This window comes from Streptomyces sp. NBC_01788, from assembly GCF_035917575.1.
Lineage (GTDB): Bacteria > Actinomycetota > Actinomycetes > Streptomycetales > Streptomycetaceae > Streptomyces.
The window spans coordinates 1,808,782-1,827,750 of the sequence record NZ_CP109090.1 but is presented as its reverse complement, the minus strand read 5'-3'; the positions used below and the strand labels follow the sequence as shown (position 1 = coordinate 1,827,750).

General features: G+C 71.3%; 14 protein-coding genes. 7 read left to right on the top strand and 7 right to left on the bottom strand.

Features of this window, described 5'->3' with window-relative positions:
- Window positions 1-10 precede the first annotated feature (10 nt).
- The 4 genes from OIE49_RS08505 to mshC all read left to right on the top strand — a co-directional run bounded on the left by OIE49_RS08505 (window position 11) and on the right by mshC (window position 3,485).
- The gene (locus OIE49_RS08505) at window positions 11-697 is read left to right on the top strand and encodes a histidine phosphatase family protein (RefSeq protein ID WP_326801784.1); all 687 of its coding nucleotides are present in this window, start codon (window positions 11-13) and stop codon (window positions 695-697) included.
- A 79-nt stretch (window positions 698-776) separates the two neighbouring features.
- A complete protein-coding gene (locus OIE49_RS08500; protein WP_326801783.1) occupies window positions 777-1,367 on the top strand; it encodes a DUF3090 domain-containing protein in 591 nt (196 codons plus the stop codon).
- The gene (locus OIE49_RS08495; RefSeq protein WP_326801782.1) at window positions 1,331-2,161 is read left to right on the top strand and encodes an SCO1664 family protein; all 831 of its coding nucleotides are present in this window, start codon (window positions 1,331-1,333) and stop codon (window positions 2,159-2,161) included. Before OIE49_RS08500 ends, OIE49_RS08495 begins: the two co-directional genes overlap by 37 nt.
- Before the next feature lie 94 nt (window positions 2,162-2,255).
- Window positions 2,256-3,485, top strand: a complete 1,230-nt coding sequence (gene mshC / locus OIE49_RS08490) for a cysteine--1-D-myo-inosityl 2-amino-2-deoxy-alpha-D-glucopyranoside ligase (RefSeq protein WP_326801781.1) — start codon at window positions 2,256-2,258, stop codon at window positions 3,483-3,485.
- Window positions 3,486-3,546: 61 nt separating this feature from the next.
- Here mshC and OIE49_RS08485 read toward each other — a convergent pair whose 3' ends face one another.
- From OIE49_RS08485 to OIE49_RS08465, 5 genes are all read right to left on the bottom strand, one after another.
- Window positions 3,547-4,539, bottom strand: coding sequence for a PAC2 family protein (locus OIE49_RS08485; protein WP_326801780.1), 993 nt, complete (start codon window positions 4,537-4,539; stop codon window positions 3,547-3,549).
- 145 nt (window positions 4,540-4,684) lie between these two features.
- A complete protein-coding gene (locus OIE49_RS08480; RefSeq protein ID WP_326801779.1) occupies window positions 4,685-6,301 on the bottom strand; it encodes a glycerol-3-phosphate dehydrogenase/oxidase in 1,617 nt (538 codons plus the stop codon).
- Window positions 6,302-6,330: 29 nt separating this feature from the next.
- Complete coding sequence (gene glpK / locus OIE49_RS08475; protein WP_326801778.1) at window positions 6,331-7,890, bottom strand: glycerol kinase GlpK; 1,560 nt, start codon at window positions 7,888-7,890, stop codon at window positions 6,331-6,333.
- Window positions 7,891-7,957: 67 nt separating this feature from the next.
- The gene (locus tag OIE49_RS08470; protein WP_326801777.1) at window positions 7,958-8,752 is read right to left on the bottom strand and encodes an MIP/aquaporin family protein; all 795 of its coding nucleotides are present in this window, start codon (window positions 8,750-8,752) and stop codon (window positions 7,958-7,960) included.
- Between the two features lie 734 nt (window positions 8,753-9,486).
- The gene (locus tag OIE49_RS08465) at window positions 9,487-10,251 is read right to left on the bottom strand and encodes an IclR family transcriptional regulator (protein ID WP_100567742.1); all 765 of its coding nucleotides are present in this window, start codon (window positions 10,249-10,251) and stop codon (window positions 9,487-9,489) included.
- A gap of 303 nt (window positions 10,252-10,554) precedes the next feature.
- On the opposite strand from OIE49_RS08465, the gene metH reads away from it, so the two are divergent.
- From metH to OIE49_RS08450, 3 genes are all read left to right on the top strand, one after another.
- On the top strand, window positions 10,555-14,073 hold the full coding sequence (gene metH, locus OIE49_RS08460; RefSeq protein WP_326801776.1) for a methionine synthase: 3,519 nt from the start codon (window positions 10,555-10,557) through the stop codon (window positions 14,071-14,073).
- Window positions 14,074-14,239: 166 nt separating this feature from the next.
- Entirely contained in the window at window positions 14,240-14,941 is a 702-nt protein-coding gene (locus tag OIE49_RS08455; RefSeq protein ID WP_326801775.1) for an HAD family hydrolase, read from the top strand.
- Between the two features lie 419 nt (window positions 14,942-15,360).
- A complete protein-coding gene (locus tag OIE49_RS08450) occupies window positions 15,361-16,968 on the top strand; it encodes an ABC transporter substrate-binding protein (RefSeq protein ID WP_326801774.1) in 1,608 nt (535 codons plus the stop codon).
- Between the two features lie 90 nt (window positions 16,969-17,058).
- On the opposite strand, the gene OIE49_RS08445 is transcribed toward OIE49_RS08450, so the two are convergent.
- Window positions 17,059-17,730, bottom strand: coding sequence for a response regulator transcription factor (locus OIE49_RS08445; protein WP_326801773.1), 672 nt, complete (start codon window positions 17,728-17,730; stop codon window positions 17,059-17,061).
- A 14-nt stretch (window positions 17,731-17,744) separates the two neighbouring features.
- The gene (locus OIE49_RS08440) at window positions 17,745-18,893 is read right to left on the bottom strand and encodes a RecB family exonuclease (RefSeq protein ID WP_326801772.1); all 1,149 of its coding nucleotides are present in this window, start codon (window positions 18,891-18,893) and stop codon (window positions 17,745-17,747) included.
- Between the last annotated feature and the right edge of the window lie 76 nt (window positions 18,894-18,969).

Sequence of the window (18,969 nt, the reverse complement as noted above, 5' to 3'; positions counted from 1 at the left end):
CCCTGGCCGCATGCCCACGCTGATCCTCGTCAGGCACGGACGCTCCACCGCCAACACCGCCGGGCTGCTCGCCGGCTGGACCCCCGGGGTCGCCCTGGACGAACGCGGCACCGCACAGGCCGCGGCGCTGCCGGGGCGGCTCGACGGACTGCCGATCGCCGAAGTCGTCACCAGTCCGCTCCAGCGCTGCCGGGAGACCGTGGGACCGCTGCTGGACTCCCGGCCGGAACTGACCGCGCACACGGACCAGCGGATCGGCGAGTGCGACTACGGCGACTGGTCCGGCCGCAAGCTCGCCGAACTCAAGGACGAGCCGCTGATGGAGGTGGTGCAGGCGCACCCCTCGGCCGCCGCGTTCCCCGGCGGCGAGTCCATGCGCGCGATGCAGACCCGCGCCGCCGAGGCGGTGCGCGAGTGGAACGCGCGCGTGGAGCGCGACCACGGCGCCGACGCCGTCTACCTCATGTGCTCCCACGGTGACATCATCAAGTCCCTCGTCGCGGAGGCGCTCGGACTTCATCTGGACCTCTTCCAGAGGATCTCCGTCGAACCCTGTTCCGTCACCGCGATCCGCTACACCCGGTTGCGGCCCTTCCTGGTGCGGCTCGGCGACACCGGGGACTTCGCGTCCCTGGCACCGCGCGAGGAGCAGGAAGGCGGCGACGCACCGGTCGGGGGCGGCGCGGGCGCACCGTGATCGTCGGCCGCAGTAGGGTGAAGCGGTCGCCCTCGACTTCCCCATTCAGACGTACTCACGATTCCCATGGAGACAGGACGTGTCCCGTCAGGTGTTCCTCTACGACCCCCCGGACCGCTTCGTGGCCGGCACGGTCGGGCTGCCCGGGCGCCGTACGTTCTTCCTCCAGGCCGCCGCGGGCCCCCGGGTGACCAGCGTGGCCCTGGAGAAGACCCAGGTCGCCGCGCTCGCCGAGCGCATGGACGAACTGCTGGACGAGGTGCTGCGCCGCAGCGGCGGCAGCGCCTCCGTGCCCGCCATGGCGCCCACCGAGATCGCCGACAGCGACCCGCTGGACACTCCCGTCGAGGAGGAGTTCCGGGTGGGCACCATGGCGCTCGCCTGGGACGGCGAGGAACAGCGCATGATCGTCGAGGCGCAGGCCCTCGTCGAGCTCGACGCGGAGTCCGAGGAGGACCTCGCCGAGGCCGAGGAGCGGCTGCTCCAGGACGAGGAGAACGGCCCCCCGATGCTGCGGGTCCGGCTCACCGGCGCGCAGGCGAGGGCCTTCGCCAAGCGCGCCCTCGACGTCGTCAACGCCGGGCGGCCGCCGTGCCCGCTGTGCAGTCTCCCGCTCGACCCGGAAGGACACGTATGTCCGCGCCAGAACGGATACCGCCGCGGCGCGTGACGCCCGGCGCCGAGGCCGCCGAACTGCTCGCCCACGGTGAGCTGACCGTGCGCGGCCGCATCCGCGAGGCCTCCAACGCGGCACTGTTCTGCACGGTCGCCTTGGACGGCCGTGAGGCGTCCTGCGTGTACAAGCCGGTCGCCGGTGAGCGGCCGCTGTGGGACTTCCCCGACGGCACCCTCGCCGCGCGCGAGGTGGCGGCGTACGAGGTCTCCGAGGCGACCGGCTGGTCCCTGGTGCCGCCCACCGTGCTGCGCGACGGCCCGTACGGCGAGGGCATGGTCCAGCTGTGGATCGAGGCGACCCCCGAGGCCGAGCTGCTCGCGCTGCTGGACGCCGAGGAACCCGGCCCGGGGTGGAAGGCGATCGGCTTCGCCGAGGTCGGCGAGGGGCGTACGGCCCTGCTGGTGCACGCCGACGACGAGCGGCTGCGCCGTCTTGCCGTCCTCGACGCGGTGATCAACAACGCCGACCGCAAGGGCGGCCATCTGCTGCCGACCACCGACGGGCACCTCTACGGGATCGACCACGGCGTCACCTTCAACGTCGAGAACAAGCTGCGCACCCTGCTGTGGGGCTGGGCGGGCGACCCCCTGCCGCCGGAGGTCCTGGCCGTCCTCGAGGTGCTGCGGGAGGCCCTCAGCGACGGCGCCGCGCTCGCGGCCCGGCTGGCCGCCCTGATCACCCCGGCCGAACTCGACGCGACCCGGGCACGGGTGACCGCACTGCTCACCTCAGGCGCCCACCCGGAGCCGGCCGGGGACTGGCCGGCGATCCCGTGGCCGCCTGTCTGAAAGCAGAGGGGGACTGGCCGAGAGCGGATGGGCCGACCACCTTTCGGGGTGGTCCGGTTCGAAGACGGGACCGCGGTCCGGTTACGCTCATGACATGCATGCCTGGCCCGCTTCCGAAGTCCCCGCCCTGCCTGGTGAGGGCCGCGACCTCAGGATCCACGACACCGCGACCGGTGGTCTGGTCACTCTCGACCCCGGCCCCGTCGCCCGTATCTATGTCTGCGGCATCACGCCGTACGACGCCACCCACATGGGGCACGCGGCGACCTACAACGCGTTCGACCTCGTGCAGCGCGTGTGGCTCGACACCAAGCGGCAGGTGCACTACGTCCAGAACGTGACCGACGTCGACGATCCCCTGCTGGAGCGGGCGCAGCGCGACGACGTCGACTGGGTGGAGCTGGCCGAGCAGGAGACCGCGCTGTTCCGCGAGGACATGACGGCCCTGCGGATGCTGCCGCCCCGGCACTACATCGGCGCCGTGGAGGCCATACCCGGCATCGTCCCGCTGGTCGAGAGACTGCGTGACCTGGGTGCGGCCTACGAACTCGAGGGCGACGTCTACTTCTCCGTCGAGTCCGACCCCCACTTCGGCGAGGTCTCCCGCCTGGACGCGGCGGCCATGCGGCTGCTGTCCGCCGAGCGCGGCGGCGACCCGGACCGCCCCGGCAAGAAGAACCCGCTCGACCCGATGCTGTGGATGGCTGCCCGCGACGGCGAGCCGAGCTGGGACGGCGGCTCCCTCGGCCGCGGCCGGCCCGGCTGGCACATCGAGTGCGTCGCCATCGCCCTTGACCACCTCGGCATGAGCTTCGATGTGCAGGGCGGCGGCTCCGACCTCGCCTTCCCGCACCACGAGATGGGCGCCTCGCACGCCCAGGTGCTCACCGGCGAGTTCCCCATGGCCAAGGCGTACGTCCACGCCGGCATGGTCGCCCTCGACGGCGAGAAGATGTCGAAGTCCAAGGGCAACCTCGTCTTCGTGTCGAAGCTCAGGCGCGACGGCGTCGACCCCGCCGCGATCCGCCTCGCGCTCCTCGCCCACCACTACCGCTCCGACTGGGAGTGGACCGACCAGGTGCTCCGGGACGCCGTCGAGCGTCTGGACCGCTGGCGCTCGGCCGTCTCCCGGCCCGACGGTCCGTCCGCGGACGCGCTGGTCGAGGAGATCCGCGACGCCCTCGCCGACGATCTGAACGCCCCGGCGGCTCTCGCCGCGGTCGACCGCTGGGCGGCCCTTCAGCAGGAGCGTGGCGGAGAGGACACCGGCGCCCCCGGCCTCGTCTCGCGTGCCGTGGACGCCCTGCTGGGCGTGGCTGTCTGACCCGGACGGCCCGACACGGCATCAGGGGCGGTGCGCACCAAGCGCACCGCCCCTGATCCGTTCACTCCTCCGACGAGTCGTTCCCGGCGTCGCCCTCGTCCGACTCCGCCTTAGGCGGTCGCGGCGGCCGGGACCGGCCACCGGAGCCGTCCCGCAGATACGAGCCGCCGTCGCCGCCGTCCGCCGTGGCATGGCCGCCCGGCGACGGGCCGCCGCCGTCCCGGCGGCGCAGATACCGCTCGAACTCACGGGCGATCGCCTCGCCCGACGCCTCGGGCAGCTCGGCGGTGTCGCGGGCCTCCTCCAGCGTCTGGACGTACTCCGCGACCTCGCTGTCCTCGGCGGCGAGCTGGTCCACGCCCACCTGCCAGGCACGCGCGTCCTCCGGCAGCTCACCCAGCGGAATGCGCAGGTCGAGCAGGTCCTCCAGACGGTTCAGGAGGGCCAGCGTCGCCTTCGGATTCGGCGGCTGGGACACGTAGTGCGGGACCGCCGCCCACAGCGACACGGCCGGGACACCCGCGTGCGTGCAGGCCTCCTGGAGGATTCCGACGATGCCCGTCGGCCCCTCGTACTTGGTCTCCTCCAGGTCCATGCGGCGGGCCAGATCCGCATCCGACGTGGTCCCGCTGATCGGGACCGGACGCGTGTGCGGGGTGTCGCCGAGCAGCGCGCCCAGGATGACGACCAGCTCCACGCCCAGCTCGTGCGCGAAGCCGAGCAGCTCGTTGCAGAACGAGCGCCAGCGCATGGACGGTTCGACGCCGCGGACCAGCACCAGGTCGCGCGGCTTGTCCCCGCCGACGCGCACCACCGACAACCTGGTCGTCGGCCAGGTGATCTTGCGCACGCCGCCGTCCATGAACACGGTGGGACGGTTGACCTGGAAGTCGTAGTAGTCCTCGGCGTCCAGTGCCGCGAAGACCTCGCCCTTCCACTCCCTCTCCAGATGCGCGACCGCGGTGGAGGCGGCGTCGCCGGCATCGTTCCAGCCCTCGAACGCGGCCACCATGACCGGGTCGATCAGCTCGGGAACCCCCTCGAGCTCGATCACCCAGCGCCTCCTTCCGACGTGCCCTCGCCTGACCCACCAACCTTACGGCGTTCGGCGGGGGCGTCCGCAGCCCCCTTGCACGGGGGAGTGAACGGATCACTGCCCCGTCCGAGTCCTTCGAACACCCCATGGTGGCCAGGCCGGGTCACCTACCGTCGAGGAGGTCCCGCACCTTCGCCCGCACCTCGTCCGTGGCCAGGCCGCGGATCGTCAGTGTCGTACGCCGGCGCAGCACGTCGTCCGTCGTCCGGGCCCACTCGTGGTCGCGCGCCCAGACGACCTGCGCCCAGATCTCCGGGGCGTCCGGGTGGACGCGCTCGCCCAGTTCCGGGTTCTCATTGGCCAGCCGGGCGATGTCGAAGGCCAGCGAACCGTAGTGCGTGGCCAGGTGCCTGGCGGTGTCGGCGGCCATGCGCGGGCCGGACGCCGGACGGTCCACCAGGAGCCGGTGGGCGACCGCGCGCGGGTTGGCGATGCCCGGCAGCGGCAGCTTCCTCGGCAGCGAGGAGACCGGTTCGAGGCCCTCGCCCAGCGGGGCGCCCGGCAGCGACTCCAGCTGCCTCATCACGGTGCGGCCGATGTGCCGGAAGGTGGTCCACTTGCCGCCCGCCACGGACAGCATGCCGCCCCGGCCCTCGGTCACCACCGTCTCGCGCCTGGCCCTGGCGGTGCCCCCGGGGCCGCCCGGCAGCACCCGCAGCCCGGCGAAGGCGTACGTGATCAGGTCGCGGTCGAGCTGCTGGTCGCGGACGGAGAACGCGGCCTCGTCGAGTATCTGGGCGACGTCCTTGTCGTCGACCGCGACGTCGGCCGGGTCGCCCTCGTACTCCTCGTCGGTCGTGCCGAGCAGCAGCATGTCCTCCCAGGGGAGGGCGAACGTGATGCGGTACTTGTCGATCGGAGTGGCCAGCGCGGCCTTCCATGGGGAGGTGCGCCTCAGCACCAGGTGCGCGCCCTTGGACAGGCGGATGGACGGCGCCGCGTTCGGGTCCTCCATGCGGCGCAGATGGTCGACCCACGGTCCGGTCGCGTTCAGCACCAGACGGGCGTTCACCCCGAACTCCTCGCCGGACAGCCGGTCCCTCAGCTCGGCGCCGGTGACCCGGCCCCGGGTGAGGCGCAGGCCGGTCACCTCGGCGTGGTTGAGGACGACCGCGCCCGACTCGACAGCGGCGCGGACCGTCATCAGGGCCATGCGCGCGTCGTTCATCTGGTCGTCGCCGTAGACGGCCACGGCCCTGAGGTTCTCGGTGCGCAGCTCCGGCACGTCCTGCGCGGCCTTCGCCGGACTGAGCAGGTGGCCGACGCCGTCGCCGAAGGCGGACAGCGCGGAGTAGGCGAACACGCCGGCCCCGAGCTTCGCCGCGCCGTGCGGCCCGCCCTTGTACACGGGCAGGTAGAAGGTGAGCGGGTTCGCCAGGTGGGGGGCCACCCGGCGGGAGACCGCACGGCGCTCGAAGTGGTTCTCCGCCACCAGCCGCACCGCGCCGGTCTGCAGGTAGCGCAGGCCTCCGTGGAGCAGCTTGGAGGAGGCGGAGGAGGTGGCGCCGGCGAAGTCGCCGGCGTCGACCAGGGCCACCCTGAGACCGGACTGCGCGGCGTGCCAGGCGGTGGAGATGCCCAGGATGCCGCCGCCGATCACGAGGAGGTCGTAGGCGGCCTTCGAGAGCTGTTCCCGGGTCTCGGCACGGCTCGGGTTCGGGCCGAAGGAGGGCACCGTCCCCAGGGCGGGCACGGACTGCAGGGTGGACTGACCGGTCATCGCTTGTTCTTGCTCCTCGTCGGCTCTCGTCAGCTCTCGTCGTCGAGCCAGCCCATGGTCCGCTCGACGGCCTTGAGCCAGTTCTTGTACTCGCGGTCGCGGATGTCCGCGTCCATGCGGGGCGTCCACTCGGCGGCCCGGCGCCAGTTGGCGCGCAGATCCTCGGTGCTGCTCCAGAAGCCGACGGCCAGACCTGCGGCGTAGGCGGCGCCGAGGCAGGTGGTCTCGGCGACCATCGGGCGCACCACGGGTGCGTCGAGGAAGTCCGAGAGTGTCTGCATCAGCAGGTTGTTGGAGGTCATGCCGCCGTCGACCTTCAGCGCCGTCAGCTCGACTCCGGAGTCCTTGGTCATGGCGTCCGCGATCTCCCGCGTCTGCCAGGCGGTGGCCTCCAGGACGGCGCGCGCGAGGTGCGCCTTGGTCACGTACCGGGTCAGGCCGGCGATGACACCGCGCGCGTCGGAGCGCCAGTACGGGGCGAACAGGCCGGAGAAGGCCGGGACGAAGTAGGCGCCACCGTTGTCCTCGACCGAGAGCGCGAGCGTCTCGATCTCGGCGGCGGTGGAGATCAGGCCCATCTGGTCGCGCATCCACTGCACCAGGGAGCCGGTGACGGCGATCGAGCCCTCCAGGGCGTAGACCGGCTTGTCGTCGCCGATCCGGTAGCCGACGGTGGTCAGCAGTCCGCTGTAGGAGTTGATGATCTTGTCGCCGGTGTTCATCACCATGAAGGTGCCGGTGCCGTACGTCGACTTGGTCTCGCCCTCGGCGAAGCAGGTCTGGCCGAACAGGGCCGCCTGCTGGTCGCCGAGCGCGGAGGCGACCGGGATGCCGCCGAGCAGGTCGCCCAGCCCGCCGCCCTTGATCTCGCCGTAGACCTCGGCGGAGGAGCGGATCTCGGGCAGGATCCGTGTCGGCACGCCGATCGACTCGGCGATCTTCTGGTCCCACTCCATGGTGTGCAGGTTCATCAGGAGGGTCCGGGACGCGTTGGTGACGTCGGTGACGTGCCTGCCGCCGTCCGTGCCGCCGGTGAGGTTCCAGATGACCCAGGTGTCCATGGTGCCGAAGAGCAGGTCGCCCGCCTCGGCGCGCTCGCGCAGGCCCTCGACGTTGTCGAGCAGCCAGCGGGCCTTGGGGCCGGCGAAGTAGGAGGCGAGGGGGAGGCCGGTCTCGCGCCGGAAGCGGTCCTGGCCGACGTTGCGGCCCAGCTCCTTGCACAGGGCGTCGGTGCGGGTGTCCTGCCAGACGATGGCGTTGTGGACGGGCTCGCCGGTGTTCCGGTCCCAGAGCACGGTGGTCTCGCGCTGGTTGGTGATGCCGATGGCCTTGATGTCGTCGCGGGTGATGCCGGCCTTCGCGATGGCTCCGGCGACGACCTCCTGAACGTTGGTCCAGATCTCGGTGGCGTCGTGTTCGACCCAGCCCGGCCTGGGGAAGATCTGTTCGTGTTCCTTCTGGTCGACGGAGACGATCCGGCCGTCCCGGTCGAAGACGATGCAGCGGCTCGAGGTGGTGCCCTGGTCGATGGCGGCGATGAAGGGCCCTTCGCCGTGGGATGCGAGGCCGGCGGTGTGGGCGTCGGTCACTTGTCTGCTCCTGTGGTCCGTGGTCGATGGGGCGGGAGGACGGCGTTCCGGTGCGGCGCGGTGCCCGTCAGGCGAAGGCGGCGTTGTAGATGCCCGCGCCGACGGCGCCGCCGATGAGCGGGCCGACCACCGGGATCCAGGCGTAGCCCCAGTCGGAGCCGCCCTTGTTGGGCAGGGGCAGCAGGGCGTGGACGATGCGCGGGCCGAGGTCGCGGGCCGGGTTGATGGCGTAGCCCGTGGGACCGCCGAGGGAGAGGCCGATGGAGACGACGACGAGGGCGGTGATCAGACCGCCGAGGACGCCGAGGCCGTTGCCCTGGTCGTTCAGGCCCTGGGTGAGGACGGCGAGGATCAGCACGACGGTGCCGACGATCTCCGTGGCGAGGTTCTGCACGGCGTGCCGGATCTCGGGGCCGGTGGAGAAGATGCCGAGGACGGGGCCCGCGCCCTTCTCCTGGGCCTCGACCGCCTTGGCGGCGGTGGTCTGGGCGCCGGGGCCGCCGACGATCTCCCGGTCGGTGAGGTGGGCGTGGAACTGACCGTAGTAGGCGACCCAGACCAGGGCCGCGCCGATCACGGCGCCGAGCATCTGGCCGCCGAGATAGGTCGGAACGTCCGTCCAGTCGCTGTTCTTGATGGCCAGGGCGACGGTCACGGCCGGGTTGAGGTGGGCGCCGGAGAGCGGGCCCGAGATGTACACGGCCGTCATCACGGCGAACCCCCACCCGAAGGCGATGGCGAGCCAGCCGGTGTTGCGGGCCTTGGAGCCCTTCAGCGTCACCGCGGCGCAGACGCCGCCGCCGAGCAGGATGAGTACGGCGGTACCGATGGTCTCGCCGATGAAGATGTCGGAGCTGGACACCCGCGACTCCTTTGTCCTTCGTCCAGAGGTGGCCGAAACCCCGGGTCCCTCCTGCCGGGGGCTCGCGCCCTCGTGGGTGAGGGCGATGCCGGCCCATGGCGTTGTCACACCGTAGCGCGTATTGCCGCAAGCTGTTCGACAATGCCGACCGTTGGACGGGAGTCTCGCCCCACGTTTCCCAACCGTCAAGGCCTCTCACCATCCGAACCACGATCACTACCGTCCGTCACAGCCGCCGGGGCCGGTGCGTTCCGACCGCCGGCGGACCGCGCCCGGCGGGGAGTACTGGGGCGGTGGCTCTCGCCGTGCGGGCGCGGCGGCCCGCCGCGAGGGCTTCGGTCCCCGCCGTGCGGGCACGGCAAAGACCGGTGCGTCCGGCGGCGCACCGGCCCCGTCGTACGGCAGGCAGAGGTCCGCGCGCGGAGCCGGCGGCTTCGGCCGGTTCGGAAGCGGCTGGCGCGCACAGGTCCGCGGTGCGGCCCGGTCACAAACGGCCCGCGCGCAGAGGCCTGCGCCCCGGCCCCGCTCAGGAGCGACCCGCGCGCGGACGCCGACGGCCTCGGCCCCGGCTCAGAGGCGGCCCGCGCGCAGAGGTCTGCGGCCCGGCCCGCTCAGGAGCGGCTCGTGCGGAGAGGTCTGGGGCCCGGCTGGGTCAGAAACGGCCCGCGCGTAGAGGCCTGCAGCTCGGCCGGGTCAGGAGCGGCCCACGCGCAGAGGCCCGCGGTCCGGACGGTTCAGAAGCGGCCCGCGCCCAGGTCCCGGGAGACCGCGCGGGCGCAGTCGCGTACCGCTGCCACCAGGTCGTGGCGCAGTTCGCCGTCACGGCAGACGCGCTCCACGGCGCCGGTGATGCCGACCGCGCCGACCGGCATGCGCCGCCGGTCGTGGATGGGGGCGGCGATGGAGGCGACGCCCTCCCAGGTCTCCTCCACGTCGGCGGCGTACCCACGCGCGCGCGTGACGTCGAGGATGTGCTCGAAGCCGTCGATCCCGCACACGGTCCGGTCCGTGAACGCCTTGCGGTCGGCCTCGACCGCCTCGCTGTGCGCCACCGGGTCGTACGCCGCCAGCACCTTGCCCAGAGCCGTGCAGTGCAGCGGCTGCATCGCGCCGATCTCCAGCACCTGCCGGCTGTCGTCCGGGCGGAAGACGTGGTGCACGATCAGCACGCCGTGCTGGTGGAGCACTCCCAGGTAGACGCTCTCCCCGCTGGACCGGGCCAGATCGTCCGTCCACACCAGGGCACGCGCCCGCAGTTCGTGCACGTCGAGATAGGTGGTGCCCAGGCGCAGCAGCTCCGCGCCGAGCTGGTAGCGCCCGGAGGCCTCGTCCTGTTCGACGAAGCCCTCGTGCTGGAGGGTGCGCAGGATGCCGTGGGCGGTGCCCTTCGCGAGGCCCAGTGAGGAGGCGATGTCCGACAGGCCCAGCCGCCGCTCACCGCCCGCCAGCAACCGCAGCATCGCGGCCGCCCGCTCGAGCGACTGGATGTTCCGTGCCATCGCCGTCCTGCCTCCGTCCCCTTCGACCGCCGGCGCCGCGACTGTCGCCGTAGCGCCCGTTCGGCAATGCCGAACACTACCGGTCCGCGCCGATCCCCCGCCAATGCCCGGCCGGCACCTGGTGCGCGACCCGGCCACCCGGGGGTCTTCCGGCCGCCATCCTCGTCCGCTTGGTGGACGCCGCGTCCGCCAGGGGCCGGTCCCGGCTACCCTGGCGGCGTGCGCCTCGCCCCGGAGTGAGCCCTGCTCGCTTCACGGCAAGGCGCAAAGCCGACAGCCGTCGCACACCGAGGGAGCCCCTTCATGGCCGCGTTGCCGCCGACCCCTTCCGCCGACAGCCGGACCCGCGCGTCCGCCCTGCGTGAGGCACTCGCCACCCGTGTGGTGGTCGCCGACGGAGCGATGGGCACCATGCTCCAGGCCCAGGACCCCTCGATGGAGGACTTCCAGCAGTTGGAGGGCTGCAACGAGGTCCTGAACGTCACCCGCCCCGACATCGTCCGTTCGGTCCACTCCGCCTACTTCGAGGTCGGCGTGGACTGCGTGGAGACCAACACGTTCGGGGCCAACCTGACCGCCCTGGGCGAGTACGACATCCCCGAGCGGGTCGCCGAGCTGTCCGAGGCGGGTGCCCGTATCGCCCGCGAGGCGGCGGACGCGTGCACCGCCGTGGACGGCCGCCCGCGCTGGGTGCTGGGTTCCATGGGCCCGGGCACGAAGCTGCCGACACTGGGCCACACCACCTTCGCCGCCATCCGCGACGCCTACCGGCAGAACGCCGAGGGTCTGCTCGCCGGGGGCGCGGACGCGCTGCTCGTGGAGACCACCCAGGACCTGCTCCAGACCAAGGCCTCCGTCATCGCGGCCCGCCGCGCGATGGAGACCGCCGGGTACGAGGTCCCGCTGATCGTGTCGGTCACGGTGGAGACGACCGGCACCATGCTGCTGGGCTCGGAGATCGGCGCCGCGCTGACGGCGCTGGAACCGCTGGGCGTCGACATGATCGGCCTGAACTGCGCGACCGGCCCCGCCGAGATGAGTGAGCACCTGCGCTACCTGTCCCGGCACTCGCGCATCCCGCTGTCGTGCATGCCGAACGCCGGCCTCCCCGTACTCACCAAGGACGGCGCGCACTACCCGCTGACGGCGCCGGAACTGGCCGACGCGCAGGGGCACTTCGTGCGCGACTACGGACTGTCCCTGGTCGGCGGCTGCTGCGGCACCACACCGGAGCACCTGCGCCAGGTGGTCGAGCGGGTGCGTGACCTGTCCCCGGTCGAGCGCAGCCCGCGTCCGGAGCCGGGCGCGGCCTCCCTGTACCAGACGGTGACCTTCCGGCAGGACACCTCATACCTGGCGATCGGCGAGCGGACGAACGCCAACGGTTCGAAGAAGTTCCGCGAGGCCATGCTCGAGGGCCGCTGGGACGACTGCGTGGAGCTGGCCCGCGACCAGATCCGCGAGGGCGCGCACATGCTGGACCTGTGCGTGGACTACGTCGGCCGGGACGGGGTCGCGGACATGCGCGAGCTGGCGGGCCGGTTCGCCACGGCCTCGACGCTGCCGATCGTGCTGGACTCCACCGAGGTGGACGTGATCCGGGCCGGGCTGGAGCAGCTCGGCGGCCGCGCGGTGATCAACTCGGTGAACTACGAGGACGGCGACGGGCCCGAGTCGCGGTTCGCGCGGGTGACGGCCCTGGCGCGGGAGCACGGGGCGGCGCTGATCGCGCTGACCATCGACGAGGAGGGCCAGGCCCGCACCGCCGAGAAGAAGGTGGAGATCGCCGAGCGGCTGATCGAGGACCTGACCGGCAACTGGGGCATCCGGGAGGAGGACATCCTCGTCGACTGCCTGACCTTCACCATCTGCACCGGCCAGGAGGAGTCCCGGGGCGACGGTGTGGCCACCATCGAGGGCATCAGGGAGCTGAAGCGGCGGCACCCGGACGTGCAGACCACGCTGGGCCTCTCGAACATCTCCTTCGGCCTGAACCCGGCCGCGCGGATCCTGCTGAACAGCGTGTTCCTGGACGAGTGCGTCAAGGCGGGCCTGGACTCGGCGATCGTGCACGCGAGCAAGATCCTGCCGATCGCCCGCTTCGACGAGGAGCAGGTCACCACCGCGCTCGACCTGATCCACGACCGACGCCGCGAGGGCTACGACCCGCTGCAGAAGCTCATGCAGCTCTTCGAGGGCGCCACGGCGAAGTCGCTGAAGGCGGGCAAGGCCGAGGAGCTGGCCGCGCTGCCGCTGGAGGAGCGGCTCAAGCGGCGGATCATCGACGGTGAGAAGAACGGCCTGGAGCGGGACCTCGACGAGGCCCTGAGCACGCGCAAGGCCCTGGACATCGTCAACGACACCCTGCTGGACGGCATGAAGGTGGTCGGTGAGCTGTTCGGCTCCGGCCAGATGCAGCTGCCGTTCGTGCTCCAGTCGGCCGAGGTGATGAAGACCGCGGTCGCCCACCTGGAGCCGCACATGGAGAAGACCGACGAGGCGGGCAAGGGCACGATCGTGCTGGCGACCGTACGCGGCGATGTGCACGACATCGGCAAGAACCTCGTCGACATCATCCTGTCCAACAACGGCTACAACGTGGTCAACCTGGGCATCAAGCAGCCCGTCTCGGCGATCCTGGAGGCCGCCGAGGAGCACAGGGCCGACGTGATCGGCATGTCCGGGCTGCTGGTGAAGTCCACGGTGATCATGAAGGAGAACCTGGAGGAGCTGAACGCCCGCGGCCTGGCGACCGGCTACCCGGTCATCCTCGGCGGCGCCGCTCTGACCCGCGCCTACGTCGAGCAGGACCTGTACGAGCTGTACGACGGGGAGGTCCGCTACGCCCGTGACGCGTTCGAGGGCCTGCGCCTGATGGACGCCCTGATCGGGGTCAAGCGGGGCGTGCCCGGCGCGAAGCTGCCCGAACTCAGGCAGCGGCGGGTGCGGACCGCCACAGCCCAGGCCGTGGAGGAGCAGCGCCCGGAGGAGGGGCACGTCCGCTCCGACGTGGCCACCGACAACCCGGTCCCCGAGCCGCCGTTCCGCGGTACCCGGGTGATCAAGGGCATCCAGCTCAAGGAGTACGCGTCCTGGCTGGACGAGGGCGCCCTGTTCAAGGGCCAGTGGGGGCTGAAGCAGGCCCGCACCGGCGCCGGGCCCACCTACGAGGAACTCGTCGAGACCGAGGGCCGGCCCCGGCTGCGCGGCCTGCTGGAGCGGCTCCAGACGGACAGCCTGCTGGAGGCCGCGGTGGTCTACGGCTACTTCCCCTGCGTGTCCAAGGACGACGATCTGATCATCCTGGACGAGCGGGGCAACGAGCGCACCCGCTTCACCTTCCCCCGCCAGCGGCGCGGCCGCCGGCTGTGCCTGGCGGACTTCTTCCGCCCGGAGGAGTCGGGGGAGCAGGACGTGGTCGGCTTCCAGGTGGTCACCGTCGGCTCCCGGATCGGCGAGGAGACCGCGCGGCTGTTCGCCGCCGACTCCTACCGCGACTACCTGGAGCTGCACGGGCTGTCCGTGCAGCTGGCCGAGGCGCTCGCCGAGTACTGGCACGCCCGCGTGCGTGCCGAGCTGGGCTTCGGCGGTGAGGACCCGGCCGACATGGAGGACATGTTCGCCCTGAAGTACCGGGGCGCCCGCTTCTCCCTCGGCTACGGAGCCTGCCCCGATCTGGAGGACCGCGCCAAGATCGCCGATCTCCTGCGTCCCGAACGCATCGGCGTCCACCTCTCCGAGGAGTTCCAGCTCCACCCCGAGCAGTCCACCGACGCCATCGTCATCCACCACCCGGAAGCCAAGTACTTCAACGCCCGCTGACCCGGGTCCGTCCTGGCCCCGGGCGGCCGGGCGGCCCCGCGGACCTGAGCCGCGGGCGGTTCGTGCGCGCGTTTCCGTTGTGGGCGTCGTACAATTATCGGTCCATCGCAGGCCGGTTCCCCGTGTGGGAACCGGCCTGATCGTCCCCTCTAGGAGGTATGCGCGGATGACCAGCACGGTACCGGCGCTCGGAACCCGTATGGCCGAAGGCTCGGCCCTGCAGGCCGTGCTCCTGGACATGGACGGAACCCTGGTGGACACCGAGGGCTTCTGGTGGGACGTCGAGGTGGAGGTATTCGCCGCCCTCGGACACACGCTCGACGAGTCCTGGAGACATGTCGTCGTCGGCGGCCCCATGACCCGCAGCGCGGGCTTCCTCATCGAGGCCACCGGCGCCTCCATCCCCCTCGCCGAGATCACCACCCTGCTCAACCAGGGCTTCGAGGCCCGTATCGACGGCGCGCTGCCCCTGATGCCGGGCGCCGCACGGCTGCTGGCCGAACTGTCCGAGCAGCGGATCCCGACCGCCCTGGTCTCCGCCTCGCACCGCCGCATCATCGACCGCGTCCTGACCACGCTCGGCCCCCAGCACTTCGCCCTCTCCGTGGCGGGCGACGAGGTCCTGCGCACCAAGCCGCACCCCGACCCCTACCTGCTGGCCGCCGCCGGACTCGGCGCGGACCCGGCCCGGTGCGCCGTCATCGAGGACACCGCCACCGGCGTCGCCGCCGCGGAAGCCGCAGGCTGCCGGGTCGTCGCCGTCCCCTCGGTCGCCCCCATCCCCCCGGCCTTCCGGCGGACCGTCGTCCCCAGCCTCGAGGACGTGGACCTGTCATTTCTGCGTGGCCTGATGACAGAAATGCGCTAACCGTTCACCCAGCGTGCCGCGTCGCGCGGGAAAAACACCTTCGCGGATGTCCGAACGAATTCGCAGCTCGCCGTATGGCCGAATTCCGGTACTCGTCTCCCTACATGTGGGTGTGACGTTCCCCACTCACCAAGGGGTCGACAAGAGGCCCGTAGCATGCTGTCCGCCTCCTTTCGGGCGCCGCGCGCGTGTCCTTGTGTCCCGATTGGTGGGACGCTGCACGAATCCTTCCGGTGACGGGTTTCCGGTCCGTCCGCACCCGGTTCCGCAGCGTGATGGGAACTCAACTCCGGTGAACGCGAACGGTCCTGCGAAGGAGGACTAATCTCATCGCGAGAACATCGACCCTGCCCCTGTGATCCGTCGCGACATCCTGCATGCCGGATACACAGACATGACAGCTCTGGAGAAACTCGAGCATGAACCGCAAGACTTTGGTGCTGCCGGCCGTGGTCGGTCTGCTCGCGCCGGTACTCGCCGCGTGCGGCGGTTCCGACAGCGGCGGCAAGAGCGGCGACGCGATCGTCGTCGGCACCACGGACCGGTTCACCGCTGACGAGGAGGCCCCGGCGCCCATCGATCCGGCGTACGCCTACGACGTCGGCACCTGGAACATCCTGCGCCAGACCGTGCAGACGCTGATGGTCCAGCCCAAGGGCGACGGCGACCCCGTTCCCGAGGCGGCCGAGAAGTGCGGCTTCACGGACAGCGGCAACGAGCGCTACGCCTGCACGCTGCGCGAGGGCCTGAAGTTCTCGAGCGGCGAGCCCATCACCGCGGCCGACGTGAAGTTCTCCATCGACCGCGCCATCTCCATCAACGCCGACAGCGGTGTGTCCGGACTGCTGTCCACCGTGGACACCGTGGAGACCCAGGGCGACCGTGAGGTCATCTTCCACCTCAACACGGCCGACGCCATCTTCCCGTACAAGTTGTCGACGCCCGTCGCGGGCATCGTCAACCCCAAGGACTACGACAAGAGCAAGCTCCGCGACGGCTTCGCCGTGGACGGCTCCGGTCCGTACACCATGAAGGCCAACGTCAAGAGCGGCGAGATGGTCGACGCGGTCTTCACCAAGAACCCCAATTACCAGGGGACGTTGAAGCTCAACAACGACAAGGTGCAGATCCGCTCCTTCCCGGACGCCGACGCGATGGGCGCCGCTCTGGACAAGGGCGACATCGACGTCATGACCCGCTCCATGTCGCCCGAGCAGATCCGCACGCTGTCGGCCGCCAACAAGGACAGCAAGGTCGGCATCGTCGAGACGGCCGGCCTTGAGATCCGCTACCTGGCCTTCAACACCGACGCCGCGACGGTGAAGACCAAGGCCGTGCGTGAGGCCATGGCCCAGGTCATCAACCGCAGCGAACTCGTCTCCGAGGTCTACGGCACCCAGGCCGAGCCGCTGTACTCGATGGTCCCGGCCACCATCACTGGCCACTCCAACTCCTTCTTCAACCGGTACGGCGACCCGAACGTGACCAAGGCCCGGTCGCTGCTGGAGAAGGCCGGAGTCACCACCCCGGTGAAGCTGACGATGCACTACACGACGGACCACTACGGCCCGGCCACCAAGAAGGAATTCGAGATCCTTCGTCAGCAGCTCAACAACAGCGGCCTGTTCGACGTCGACATCCAGGGCACCCCCTGGGACACCTTCCGCCCGGCGGAGAAGAAGGGCCAGTACGACGTCTTCGGCATGGGTTGGTTCCCGGACTTCCCGGACGCCGACAACTACCTGGCGCCGTTCCTCGACAAGGGCAACACCCTCAACATTCCGTACGCCAACAGCGACATCCGCAACACCCTGATCCCGCAGTCCCGTCGCCAGGCCGACCGGCTCTCCGCGTCCACCAGCCTGACGACCATTCAGGACCTCGTCGCCAGCGACGTCCCGCTGATCCCGCTGTGGCAGGGCAAGCAGTACGTCGCCTCCCGCGACAACATCACGGGCACCGCGTACGCCCTCAACTCCTCGGCGACGCTCCAGCTGTGGGAGCTCGGTCGCGGTGTGAGCGGCTGATCCGCGAGCCACGTCCACGACGAAGGGCGCCCCTTCCCGGTCTTCCGGGAAGGGGCGCCCTTCGTCGTCGAGTCGGTCAGCGGGGCCGCGCTACTGCGCGCCGGGGCGTACCAGTCCGCTCTCGTACGCGTACACCGCGGCCTGCACGCGGTCACGCAGCCCCAGCTTCGTCAGTACGTGCCCGACATGCGTCTTGACCGTCGTCTCGCTGACGAACAGATCGGCGGCGATCTCGGCGTTGGACAGGCCGCGCGCCACCAGCTTCAGCACCTCCACCTCACGGTCGGTGAGGGTGTGCAGCGTGTCCGGCACCTGCTCCTCGCCGGAGGGCAGGTGCGTGGCGTACTTGTCCAGCAGCCGGCGTGTGATGCTCGGCGCCAGCATCGCCTCGCCGGCCGCGACCACCCGGATCGCCTGCACCAGCTCGTCGGCCGGCGCGTCCTTGAGCAGGAAGCCGCTCGCACCGGCGCGCAGCGCCTCCACCACGTACTCGTCTAGGTCGAAGGTGGTCAGCACCAGAACCTTCGCCGGACCGTTCCGCTCCGGTCCTGTGATCTGCCGGGTCGCCTCCACGCCGTCCATCCGCGGCATGCGGATGTCCATCAGCACCACATCGGGCTGAAGGGCCCGCACCTGGTCCAGGGCCTGCAGGCCGTCTCCGGCCTCGCCCACGACCGCGATGTCCTGCTCGGCCTCCAGGATCATCCGGAACCCGGTGCGCAGCAGCGGCTGGTCGTCGACCAATAGGACTCGGATGGCCACGTGAGTCTCCTTCGCTAGTCCGGCCCCATTCTGCCCTGCGCCGTGCTGCCGGATTCCTCCGCCCTCACCGGCAGCGGATAGGGCGGGGGAGTGCCGCCGAACTCCGGGCAGTGGGCCCGGTGGTCGCACCAGCCGCACAGCTTGGTGGGGCGCGGCCGCCAGTCGCCGGTCTCGGTGGCCAGCCGGATCGCCTCCCACAGCGCCAGCAGCTTGCGCTCCACCCGCTCCAGGTCGGCGGGGACCGGGTCGTAGGTCAGTACGTCGCCGCTGCCCAGGTACACCAGTTGCAGCCGCCGCGGGATGACCTTCTTCAGCCGCCACACCACCAGGGCGTAGAACTTCATCTGGAACAGCGCGCCCTCGGCGTACTCGGGGCGGGGCGCCTTGCCCGTCTTGTAGTCGACGATCCGCACCTCGCCCGTGGGCGCCACGTCCACCCGGTCGATGATGCCGCGCAGGGTCAGCCCCGAGTCCAGCTCCGCCTCGACGAACAGCTCCCGCTCGGCCGGTTCGAGACGGGTCGGGTCCTCCAGCGTGAACCAGCGCTCCACCAGCCGCTCCGCCTCCGCCAGCCAGCGGGCCAGCCGCTCGCCGTCGGCGTCGTCGGCGAACAGCCCCACCAGCTCGGGCCGCGCCTCGCGCAGCCGCTGCCACTGGCCCGGGACCAGCGCCTTGGCCCGCGGCGCGGTCCGCTCCACGGCGGGCGCGTCGAAGAGCCGCTCCAGCACGGCGTGCACCAGCGTGCCCCTCGTCGCCGCCTCACTCGGTTTCTCCGGCAACCGGTCGATCACCCGGAACCGGTACAGCAGGGGACACTGCATGAAGTCCCCGGCCCGAGAGGGAGACAAGGACCTGGGCGGCACGACAGCCCGCCCGCTCGACGTCGCGTCCGTCCCGTGTCCACGCGCCGCGGCCGGCTCGTCCCCGCCCGGCACCGAGTCCGCCGCCGCGCCGCCGGCGACGGGGTGGCCGGCGGCTGTCGTGCGCGCCTCTGTTCCACCGCTGTCCGCGGTTACGAGATCGGCGGCGGGCGCCTGCGCGGGGACCGCCGGGGCCGGTGCGGCCGGGCGCGCCTCTGCGGCCCCTGGCGCGTTGTTGCGTGAGGGGGCCGGTCCGACGGCGTTGTGCGGGGTGCCGGGCTCGCCCTCCGTGCTCGTCTCCATGCCCCAGACCCTACGGCCCGCCACTGACAGTGACCCGGGGACGGTCATGTTGTGCGCGAAGCGGGGAAAACACTTG